Source organism: Pseudomonas sp. NPDC085632 (genome assembly GCF_044541255.1).
Lineage (GTDB): Bacteria > Pseudomonadota > Gammaproteobacteria > Pseudomonadales > Pseudomonadaceae > Aquipseudomonas.
Map to the genome: position 1 here is coordinate 1 of NZ_JBITSX010000058.1, position 10793 is coordinate 10793.

At 59.5% G+C, this 10793-nt stretch carries 8 protein-coding genes; 7 read left to right on the forward strand and 1 reads right to left on the reverse strand.

Features of this window, described 5'->3' with window-relative positions; translation table 11 throughout:
* Positions 1-234 precede the first annotated feature (234 nt).
* The 7 genes from ACIF4X_RS25820 to ACIF4X_RS25850 all read left to right on the forward strand — a co-directional run bounded on the left by ACIF4X_RS25820 (position 235) and on the right by ACIF4X_RS25850 (position 10180).
* A complete protein-coding gene (locus ACIF4X_RS25820) occupies positions 235-1395 on the forward strand; it encodes an efflux RND transporter periplasmic adaptor subunit (RefSeq protein WP_397484254.1) in 1161 nt (386 codons plus the stop codon).
* On the forward strand, positions 1392-4493 hold the full coding sequence (locus ACIF4X_RS25825; RefSeq protein ID WP_397484255.1) for a multidrug efflux RND transporter permease subunit: 3102 nt from the start codon (positions 1392-1394) through the stop codon (positions 4491-4493). The genes ACIF4X_RS25820 and ACIF4X_RS25825 overlap by 4 nt, the downstream gene beginning before the upstream one ends.
* A 9-nt stretch (positions 4494-4502) precedes the next feature.
* On the forward strand, positions 4503-5180 hold the full coding sequence (locus ACIF4X_RS25830) for a heavy metal response regulator transcription factor (protein ID WP_397484256.1): 678 nt from the start codon (positions 4503-4505) through the stop codon (positions 5178-5180).
* Complete coding sequence (locus ACIF4X_RS25835; RefSeq protein ID WP_397484257.1) at positions 5170-6534, forward strand: heavy metal sensor histidine kinase; 1365 nt, start codon at positions 5170-5172, stop codon at positions 6532-6534. Before ACIF4X_RS25830 ends, ACIF4X_RS25835 begins: the two co-directional genes overlap by 11 nt.
* A 193-nt stretch (positions 6535-6727) precedes the next feature.
* A complete protein-coding gene (locus tag ACIF4X_RS25840) occupies positions 6728-6949 on the forward strand; it encodes a hypothetical protein (protein WP_397484258.1) in 222 nt (73 codons plus the stop codon).
* Positions 6950-7146: 197 nt separating this feature from the next.
* On the forward strand, positions 7147-8463 hold the full coding sequence (locus ACIF4X_RS25845) for an OprD family porin (RefSeq protein WP_397484259.1): 1317 nt from the start codon (positions 7147-7149) through the stop codon (positions 8461-8463).
* Positions 8464-8671: 208 nt separating this feature from the next.
* The gene (locus tag ACIF4X_RS25850; protein ID WP_397484260.1) at positions 8672-10180 is read left to right on the forward strand and encodes a sensor domain-containing diguanylate cyclase; all 1509 of its coding nucleotides are present in this window, start codon (positions 8672-8674) and stop codon (positions 10178-10180) included.
* Positions 10181-10382: 202 nt separating this feature from the next.
* Here the strand turns inward: ACIF4X_RS25850 and ACIF4X_RS25855 are convergent.
* The coding region (locus tag ACIF4X_RS25855; RefSeq protein ID WP_397484261.1) for a UDP-3-O-acyl-N-acetylglucosamine deacetylase at positions 10383-10793 on the reverse strand (411 nt) is incomplete at its 5' end.

A 10793-nucleotide genomic window follows, 5' to 3' on the forward strand; every position in this document is an offset into this window, starting at 1 on the left:
CCCCGAGCCCCAGCGAGCGGGCCGCACGTAGGAGCAAGCGTTTTTGGTTACTTTTTAGGCGTTTGTAAAAAGTGACCCGCCGTAAGGGCGGAACCGTAATCAGCCAAACCCGCAGCAACGGATATGTACCCAGCGAAACTGACAGCGCTGACAGCTAGCCGTCACCCTCCTGACCCCCAAACAAGTTTATAAAGACCCTAACCCTGCCCAAACTCCGTCCGGCGCCCACCCCGCATGCGAATCCAAAAGAACAAAGCCCTGCTCGCCACCCTATTGATCGTCCTCGCAGGCGCAGGTCTGTGGTACGCCCTGAAACCCGCCCCGACCAAACTCGCCACCCCCACCGCCATCCCCGTGCGAGTGATCGCGGTCAGCGAAAAAGACATCCCCCGCTACACCAGCGGCATCGGCTCCGTACTCTCCCTGCACAGCGTCGTGGTGCGCCCCCAGATCGACGGCATCCTCACCAAAATCCTCGTCAAAGAAGGCCAACTCGTCAAAGCCGGAGACCTGCTGGCCACCATCGACGACCGCTCCATCCGCGCCAGCCTCGACCAGGCCCGCGCCCAACTGGGCGAAAGCCAGGCACAACTGCAAGTCGCCCTGGTCAACCTCAAACGCTACAAACTGCTGACCGTCGACGACGGCATCTCGAAGCAGACCTACGACCAGCAACAAGCCCTGGTCAACCAGTTGAAAGCCACCGCCCAAGGCAACCAGGCGTCGATTGATGCGGCCCAAGTACAACTTTCCTACACGCAGATTCGCTCCCCGGTCACCGGCCGCGTCGGTATTCGCACAGTCGACGAAGGCAACTTCCTGCGCATGACCGACACCGCCGGCCTGTTCACCGTCACCCAGATCGACCCGATTGCCGTCGAATTCTCCCTGCCCCAGCAAATGCTGCCGACCCTGCAAGGCCTGATCAACGATCCACAACGCGCACCGGTCAAGGCCTACATTGGCGCCGACACCGATGGCGAAACCGGCAACCTGCTCGGCGAAGGTCACCTGACCCTGATCGACAACCAGATCAACGCCAACACCGGCACCATCCGCGCCAAGGCCGAATTCGCCAACGCCAGTCAAAAGCTCTGGCCTGGCCTGCTGGTCACGGTAAAAATTCAGACAGCCCTCGACAAGGATGCGCTGGTCGTACCGCCCACCGTCGTACAACGCGGCCTCGACCAACACTTCGTCTACCGGGTAAACGGCGACAAGGTCGAAGCCGTGCAAGTGCAGATGGTTTACCAAGGCAGCGGTCAGGACATAATCAAAGGCGTGAAGGCCGGTGATGTGCTGGTCACCGACGGCCAGTCGCGACTCAAGCCCGGTTCGACCGTGCAAGTGATGACCGAGCCGGCGCAGGTGGTGCAAGCGGAGCCGAAACCATGAAGGCGCACAAAGGCGTCTCCACGTGGTGCATCGATCATCCGGTCGCGACGATTCTGCTGACCATCGCGCTGGTGCTGGTCGGTTTGATTGCCTTCCCGCGCTTGCCGATCGCCCCTCTGCCGGAAGCGGAATTCCCGACGATTCAGGTCTCTGCGCAGTTGCCCGGCGCCAGCCCCGATACCATGGCCTCATCCGTGGCCACGCCGCTGGAGGTGCAGTTCAGCGCCATCCCCGGCATGACCCAGATGACCTCCAGCAGTGCGCTCGGCTCAAGCCTGTTGACCCTGCAATTCACCCTCGATAAAAGCATCGACACCGCCGCGCAAGAAGTCCAGGCAGCGATCAACACCGCCGCCGGCAAACTGCCCAAGGACATGCCGACCCTGCCAACGTGGAAGAAGGTCAACCCGGCCGACAGCCCGGTACTGATCCTCAGCGTCAGCTCGACACAGATGCCCGGCACCGAACTCAGCGATCTGGTGGAAACCCTGCTCTCGCGTCAGATCAGTCAGATCGACGGCGTAGGACAAATCAACATCACCGGCCAGCAACGTCCGGCGATTCGCGTGCAAGCCTCGGCAGACAAACTTGCGGCGATCGGCCTGACCCTTGCCGACATTCGTCTGGCGATTCAGCAGACCAGTCTCAACCTGGCCAAAGGTGCGCTGTACGGCGAATCAAGCATCTCGACGCTGTCGACCAACGACCAGTTGTTCCACCCCGAGGACTACAGCCAACTCATCGTTTCCTACAAGGATGGCGCCCCGGTTCACCTGCGCGATGTCGCCAAAGTCGTCAACGGTTCGGAAGATGCCTACGTGCAAGCGTGGGCTGGCGATCAACCCGGTGTGAACCTGGTGATCTCGCGCCAGCCCGGCGCGAACATCGTTGAAACCGTCGACCGCATTCAAGCTGCCCTGCCCGGCCTCGAAGCCATGCTGCCGGCCTCGGTGCAAGTGAAAACCTTGATCGACCGCACCCAAACCATTCGTGCCTCGCTGCATGAAGTCGAAATCACCCTGTTGATCGCGATCATGCTGGTGGTCGCGGTGATGGCGCTGTTCCTGCGCCAATTGTCAGCGACCTTGATTGTGTCGGCAGTACTCGGCGTATCGCTGATCGCCAGTTTCGCCCTGATGTACATCCTCGGTTTCAGCCTGAACAACCTGACACTGGTGGCGATCGTCGTCGCCGTCGGCTTCGTCGTCGACGACGCGATTGTCGTGGTGGAAAACATCCACCGCCATCTGGAGGCCGGCGACGATATGCGCGAAGCGGCGATCAAGGGCGCCGGCGAGATCGGATTCACCGTGGTCTCGATCAGTTTCTCGCTGGTGGCGGCGTTCATTCCGCTGCTGTTCATGGGCGGTGTGGTCGGGCGGCTGTTCAAGGAATTCGCCTTGACCGCGACCTCGACGATCATGATTTCCGTGGTGGTGTCGCTGACGTTGGCGCCAACGCTGGCGGCGCTGTTCATGCGCAAACCGGTGCATCACGCCCACGCCAAACCGGGCTTCAGCGAACGCCTGCTCGGCTGGTACGAAAAAGGCCTGCGCCGCGCCCTCGCCCATCAGAAATTGATGATCGGCGTATTCGGTTTGTCGCTCGCTTTGGCCATCGTTGGTTACATCTTTATCCCCAAAGGTTTCTTCCCGGTGCAGGACACCGGTTTCGTCCTCGGCACCACTGAAGCGGCTGCGGATATTTCCTACGGCGACATGGTGAAAAAACACTTGGCGATGGCCGAAATCGTCGCCGCCGACCCGGCGGTGCAGGCGTTTTCCCACTCGGTGGGTGTCTCCGGCAGTAACCAGACCATCGCCAACGGACGCTTCTGGATCGCCCTGAAAAAACGCGGCGACCGTGACGTCAGCGCCAGCCAGTTCATCGACCGTATCCGTCCGCAACTGATGAAAGTCCCCGGCATCGTTCTCTACTTGCGCGCAGGGCAAGACATCAACCTCAGCTCCGGCCCGAGCCGTGCGCAATATCAATACGTGCTCAAGAGTAACGACGGCGCAACCCTCGCCACATGGACGCAACGCCTGACCGAAAAACTGCGCAGCAACCCGGCATTCCGTGACATTTCCAACGACTTGCAACTGGGCGGCAGCATCACCCACATCAGTATCGATCGCAGTGCAGCGGCGCGTTTCGGCCTGACCGCCAGCGATGTCGATGAGGCGCTGTACGATGCTTTCGGCCAACGCCAGATCAATGAATTCCAGACCCAGGTCAACCAGTACAACGTGATTCTGGAACTGGACACCAAGCAGCGCGGCAAAGCCGAAAGCCTCAACTACTTCTACCTGCGTTCGCCACTGAGTGGCGAGATGGTTCCGCTGTCAGCGCTGGCAAAATTCGATGCGCCGACCATCGGCCCGTTGTCGATTGCCCATGACGGCATGTTCCCGGCGGCCAACCTGTCGTTCAACCTCGCGCCCGGTGTGGCGTTGGGTGATGCGGTGATTTTGCTCAATCAGGCCAAGGCCGAGATCGGCATGCCCACCGCGATCAGCGGCAATTTCCAGGGCGCGGCGCAGGCATTCCAGAGTTCGCTGGCCAGTCAACCGTGGCTGATTCTCGCGGCGCTGGTGGCGGTGTACATCATTCTCGGCGTGCTTTATGAAAGCTTCGTGCACCCGCTGACAATTATTTCGACACTGCCGGCGGCAGGTTTGGGCGCGGTGATCATGCTGTGGATCTGCGGCCAGGACTTTTCGATCATGGCCTTGATCGGGCTGGTGCTGCTGATCGGTATCGTCAAGAAGAACGGCATCCTGATGATCGACTTCGCCCTCGAAGCCCAGCGACACCGAGGCCTGTCACCGCAGGAGGCGATTTTCGAGGCGTGCATCACGCGGTTCCGACCGATCATCATGACCACCCTCGCCGCCCTGCTCGGCGCCCTGCCGCTGATGCTCGGTTACGGCACTGGCGCCGAACTGCGCCAGCCGTTGGGGATCGCGGTGGTGGGCGGTTTGCTGGTCAGCCAGATGCTGACGTTGTTTACCACTCCGGTCATATACTTGTGGCTTGAGCGGCTGTTCCACAGGCCCAAACCAGCGCCCGTAGCGGCGTTGGCGACCACAGACTGAGGCAGGGTCATGCGCGTTCTGATTATCGAAGACGAGGAAAAAACCGCGGACTATCTGCACCGCGGTCTGACGGAACAGGGTTACACCGTGGATCTGGCCCGCGACGGCGTCGGGGGTCTGCATCTGGCGCTGGAAAGCGACTACGCGGTGATCGTCCTCGACGTCATGTTGCCGGGCCTCGATGGCTTCGGCGTGCTGCGCGCATTGCGTGCGCGCAAGCAAACCCCGGTGATCATGCTCACCGCCCGCGAACGCGTCGAAGACCGCATCAAAGGCCTGCGCGACGGTGCCGACGATTACCTCGGCAAACCGTTTTCCTTCCTCGAACTGGTCGCGCGCCTGCAAGCGTTGACCCGGCGCAGTGGCGGGCATGAGCCGGTGCAGGTGAGCATCGCTGACCTGTGGATCGATTTGATCAGTCGCAAAGCGACCCGCGCCGGAACCCGACTGGATCTGACGGCCAAGGAGTTTTCGCTGTTGAGCGTCCTCGCCCGCCGCCAAGGTGAAATCCTCTCGAAAACCGCCATCGCCGAGATGGTCTGGGACATCAATTTCGACAGCGACGCGAATGTCGTCGAAGTGGCGATCAAACGCCTGCGCGCCAAACTCGACGGCCCGTTCGACGAGAAACTGCTGCACACCATTCGCGGCATGGGTTATGTGCTGGAGAGCCGTGGTGTCCAGTAATTCCATCGCGCTGCGCCTCAGCGGCATGTTCACACTGGTGGCGCTGCTGGTGTTTCTGTTGATCGGCGGTGCGCTTTATCAACAGGTGGACAAGGGCCTGGGCCTGCTGCCGGAAGCCGAGCTGGATGCGCGTTACAGCGTGCTCGAATCGGCGCTCAATCGCTTCGGCACGCCGGAGCATTGGCTGAAGATCAACGCCAAGTTGAAACTGCTCGGCGAAGAGGACAAGCGCATTCGTTTCTGGGTGGTCAGCGGCGATCCGGGTTACGAATACGGTCAACCGGACGCCGCGATTCGCGCGTTCGCTCAAGGCCCGTTGGGCATGCACGACATGCAGTTGGCCGACCATCCTTATCCGCTGAAAGTGCTGCTGACCGAGTTGCCGGCCAAGGATCAGCGCCCGCCGCTGCGCTTCATGATCGGCATCGATACCGAGACGTTTCATGAGACTCAGCACAACCTGTTGATCGCGCTGATCGGGCTGGCGATTGTCGGCGTGCTGATGGCTTCGGCGCTGGGGTATTGGGTGGCGCGGATTGGCCTCAAACCGCTGATCAAACTGTCTCACGAGGCTCAGCGACTGGCCCCACCGTTAAGGGCCGGGCGCTTGCGATTGTCGCCGCTGCCACCGGAACTGGAGCAGTTTGTCGACTCGTTCAACTCGACGCTGGAACGGGTTGAACAGGCCTACTCGCGACTGGAATCGTTCAACGCGGATGTCGCTCATGAGCTGCGTTCACCGCTGACTAATCTGATTGGCCAGACGCAGGTGGCGCTGACTCGCGGGCGTTCTGCAGAGCATTACTTTGAAGTGCTGCAATCGAATCTGGAAGAGCTGGAACGGCTGCGCTCGATCATCAATGACATGTTGTTCCTGGCCAGTGCCGATCAGGGCAACAAGGCGACCAAACTCACCTCGACTTCGCTGGCTGATGAAGTGGCGACAACGCTGGAGTATCTGGATTTCATTCTTGAAGATGCGCAGGTTGAGGTGCAGGTCAGCGGTGATGCGCTGGTGCAGATCGAGGTCGCGCATTTGCGCCGGGCGTTGATCAATTTGTTGAGTAATGCGGTGCAGCACACCGGCGCGGGTCAGGTGATCGAGGTGCGCATTGAGGTTGAGGATAACCAAGTGAGTATTGGTGTGGCCAATCCTGGATCGCCGATTGCCAGTGAGCATTTGCCACGGTTGTTCGAGCGCTTTTATCGGGTCGATGCGTCGCGTAGTAACAGTGGCAATAACCATGGGTTGGGGCTGGCGATCGTCAAGGCGATTGCGCTGATGCATGGCGGGGATGTGTTTGTGCGCAGTGATCGGGGGATGAATACCTTCGGGATTTATTTGCCGGTTTGAAGCAGATCAAAAGATCGCAGCCTTCGGCAGCTCCTACAGGTGTTCAGCTTTCCCCTGTAGGAGCTGCCGAAGGCTGCGATCTTTGCTTTTGCTGTAACAGTCATTTATGAAAATCACGCTGTTTCCCAACGCCCGGCAACCTTATCTTTGCCCGCACCAAACAGCACACTCGCCAAGCGAGAAGGTTTTCCAGATGTCCAACAGTATGGGTATTGCCAGCGCGTTCGTTTTGTCCTCATTGATCCTGTCGCCGATGGCGATGGCTGAAGAATCGCAGTCGTTCGTAGCGCATAACGCCGCTCGCGCCCAGGCCTACGATCAGTATCAGGCCGACGTGATGGCCAAGGCGCAAGACGCCTCGCAAGCCCCGCAGGCTGCCACTTCCCAGGCTCAAGCGTCCGAGAAAGACAGCTGAGTCGCGCACCGCGCCAACGTTTCCCTCGACGCGGTTGTTTGGCTCTTCCCGTTCAACCGTCGTCATTCCAGGCCGCTGCCTTTCAGCGGCCTTTTTTCGTTGTGGTCTGAAAGCCGTTTGGTTCGTCTGTAACAACAAGAAACATGAAGCCCCTCAAAATATAGAGGCGCCAGTTGACCCAAGGAGCTCCATTGCACGTGCGTTACCCAGTCCGTTTCACCCCGCTATTCATTGCAATTGCCGCAACGATTGTCCCTGCCGCTCACGCCGACGAGTCTGCACAAGAAGGTTTCGTCGAAGGCTCGAGCCTCAACCTCAACGCCCGCAACTACTACATGAATCGCAACCGCTTGCAGAAAGCGGACGACAACATCGAGTGGGGCCAAGGCTTTCTCGGGGTCTTCAAGTCGGGTTACACCGAAGGCACGGTGGGTTTCGGCATTGATGCCCACGCCATGCTCGGGTTGAAGCTCGATGGCGGTGGCGGCACCGACGGTTCGAGCATCCTGCCGGTCAGAGAGAATGGCGGCAAAGCGCCGGGGGCTTTTTCCACCGCAGGTGGCACGTTGAAAATGCGCGCGTTCGATACTGAGCTGAAGGCCGGTGACCTGTTCCTCACCAACCCGGTGATCGCTGGCGGTGAAACGCGCATGCTGCCGCAGACCTTCCGTGGTGTGAGCCTGACCAACCACAGCTTCGACGGCTGGTTGATCGAAGGTGGCCAGGCCAGTTTCACCAAGCCGTACAACCAAAGCGGTCACACGCGTATTGGCACCTCGTATGGAACACTAGCGGATGGCGATGAGAGCCAGCACCTGAACTGGGCCGGCGTGGCGTGGAGCGGTGTCGAGGGTTTTACCAGCAGCCTTTACGCTTCCGAGCTGAAGGACATCTGGAACCAGTACTACTACGACCTCGACTACACCTGGCAGTTGAACGATCTGGTCAGCCTCAACCCGGGCCTGCACTTCTATCACACGCAAGACACCGGTGATGCGCTGCTGGGCAACATCGACAACAACACCTACAGCCTGCATTTCACCGTGGGCGTCGGAAATCACAGCGTTACCGCCGCGTATCAGCGGGTCAATGGCAACACGCCGTTCGACTACATCAGCCAGGGCGACAGCGTTTATCTGGATAATTCGCAGCAATACTCGGATTTCAACGGCCCGAACGAACGGTCGTGGAAGCTCAAGTACGCCTATGACTTTGCCGGCGTCGGCGTGCCGGGGCTGACCTCGGCCGTGTCGTATTCGCGCGGCACGGTGGACCTGACCAAGGTCGACCCCGACAGCAAAGGCTATTCCAACTGGTACAGCGCCGACGGCCGCAACGCCAAACACTGGGAGCGCGATCTCGATTTGCAGTACGTGGTGCAGAGCGGCCAGGCCAAGGATCTGGCAGTCCACCTGCAATGGGCAACCAATCGTGGCGGCAACGGCTACGGCGTGATTGATTCGGACACAGATGAATATCGCGTAATCATCGACTACCCGATCAACGTCTTCTAAGATCGGCGCCATAACACCGTCCTGAATTCAGAGATGCACCCTGTGGGAGCGAGCCTGCTCGCGAAAGCGGTCTACCATTCAACATCTATGTTGAATGACACAGCGCTTTCGCGAGCGGGCTCGCTCCCACATTGGGAATGGTTTCTGGCTTCGGCTGCAGTGTTTGGCCTACTACGCTTATAAGACTCCCCCAACCGACAGCCCAATCATGATCGCGAGCCGTACCCCACCCGTTGCGGGCAAGACCGGACGCCCCGAGCTGCTGCTGATCTGCGGCAGTTCGCTGACCGTGATCGCGATTCTGTGCATCGTCACGTTCCTGCTGATCCGCGAGCACGCCAATGCTCAGGAATCGGCGACCCGCAGCGCCACCACCATCGCCCAGCTGATCGACGCCGATGTGCTGCGCACGGTCGAGTTGTACGACCTGACGTTGCAAGGCCTGATCGCCGCCGCCCAACGTGATGACTTGCAAAATGTCTCGCCGCAGATCCGTCATCTGGCGCTGTTTGACCGCTCCACCACGGCGCGCTTCAAGGGCGATATTCTGTTGCTCGACAAGCATGGGGATGTGATTGCCGACTCTTCGCGGATCGAGCCAAAACCGGGCAACTTCGCCGACCGCGATTACTTCCTCGCCCACGCGTTCAACCGCGACATCGGCATGTTCATCAGCCGCCCGTTCAAGACCCGCTGCGACTGCGATGAAGCCAATCAATGGCGCATCAGTTTCAGCCGAAGAATTTCCTCGGAAACCGGTGAATTTGCCGGCGTGGCCGTGGCGTCGATGAAACTCGATTACTTCGATCAGTTGTTCAACAGCCTCGACATTGGTAAAGACAGCACGTTGAACATCATCGACAACGACGGCGTCCTGCTGGCGCAAAAACCCTATTTGCAAAGCGACTCCATCGGCAAGAGCTTCGGCAACCGGCCTAACGTAATTCGGATCCTGCGCGACAAGGATGGCAATGGCAGTTTCACCAGCACCTCGAGCATGGACCAGCAACAGCGTCTCTATACCTATTCGCGGGTCGGCAATCTGCCGCTGACGGTGATGGTTGCGCTGTCCAGCGCTGAGGTGTTTGGCACCTGGCGCCGCACCGCGATGTTGATCAGCGGCGCCACGGGTGTGTTGTGCGCAGGGTTGTTATGGCTGACCTGGCTGCTGGCCAGGGAACTGCGCTTACGCCAACGGGCCGAGCGGGAACTGGCGCAATTGGCCGCCACTGATGCGCTGACCGGTGTAGCCAATCGTCGGATGCTCGATCAAGCGCTGCGCCACGAATGGTTCCGCGCCCAGCGCTCAGGCAAACCGATGTCGGTGATGATGATCGATGCCGATCATTTCAAGGCCTTCAATGACCGGCACGGGCATCAAGGCGGGGATCAGGCGCTGAAGACGCTGGCGCGTGTCATCACTGAAAATGTGCGGCGACCGGCGGATCTGGTAGCGCGTTATGGCGGGGAGGAGTTTTCGGTGATTCTCGCCGAGACTGACGGTCATGGCGCGCAGCAGATTGCCGAGCATATTCGTCAGGCTGTGGAGCAGTTGCCGTTGGTCGACGGGGCGGAGCGGCCGATGACAGTGAGTGTCGGCATCGCGACGTGGACGGCGGCGAGTGAGATGACGCTGGAGCAGTTGCTGTTTGCGGCGGACAAGGCGTTGTATCAGGCCAAGGAAGGTGGGCGTAATCGGGTGGTGGTGGCTGCCTGATAGATGTATTGGCTTCACCGGCCCTATCGCTGGCAAGCCAGCTCCCACAGGGATTTGTGATGTGCTGCAGATTTGTGATTCACAAAGAAAACTGTGGGAGCTGGCTTGCCAGCGATAGGGCCTTTTCAGGCAACACAAAAATCACAGGCATAAAAAAAGGCCATCCGAGGATGGCCTTCAAAAAACTAGAGAGGTTTTTTACTTACACCGCCGCAACCGGGCGCATGTAAGAGATGGGTGCGGTGCTGGCGTCTTCGAACGTCACCACTTCCCAAGCGTCTGTCTGCTCAATCAACTTGCGCAGCAGCTGGTTGTTCAGTGCATGACCGGACTTGAAGCCTTTGAACTCACCAATCAGGCTGTTACCCAGCAGGTACAGGTCGCCAATGGCATCGAGGATCTTGTGCTTCACGAATTCGTCTTCATAGCGAAGGCCGTCTTCGTTCAACACGCCATCGGCATCGACCACGATTGCGTTTTCAACGCTGCCGCCGAGTGCGAGGTTGTGCTTGCGCAGGTACTCGATATCACTCATGAAACCAAAGGTACGGGCGCGGCTGACTTCTTTTACGAACGAAGTGCTGGAAAAATCCACGCTTGCACTTTGGGTGCG

What these genes read in the sequence shown, in the direction of transcription:
- ACIF4X_RS25850 (WP_397484260.1), top strand. Translation starts at nt 8,672, where the DNA reads ATGATCGCGAGCCGTACCCCACCCGTTGCGGGCAAGACCGGACGCCCC.
- ACIF4X_RS25830 (WP_397484256.1), top strand. Translation starts at nt 4,503, where the DNA reads ATGCGCGTTCTGATTATCGAAGACGAGGAAAAAACCGCGGACTATCTG.
- ACIF4X_RS25840 (WP_397484258.1), top strand. Translation starts at nt 6,728, where the DNA reads ATGTCCAACAGTATGGGTATTGCCAGCGCGTTCGTTTTGTCCTCATTG.
- ACIF4X_RS25820 (WP_397484254.1), top strand. Translation starts at nt 235, where the DNA reads ATGCGAATCCAAAAGAACAAAGCCCTGCTCGCCACCCTATTGATCGTC.
- ACIF4X_RS25825 (WP_397484255.1), top strand. Translation starts at nt 1,392, where the DNA reads ATGAAGGCGCACAAAGGCGTCTCCACGTGGTGCATCGATCATCCGGTC.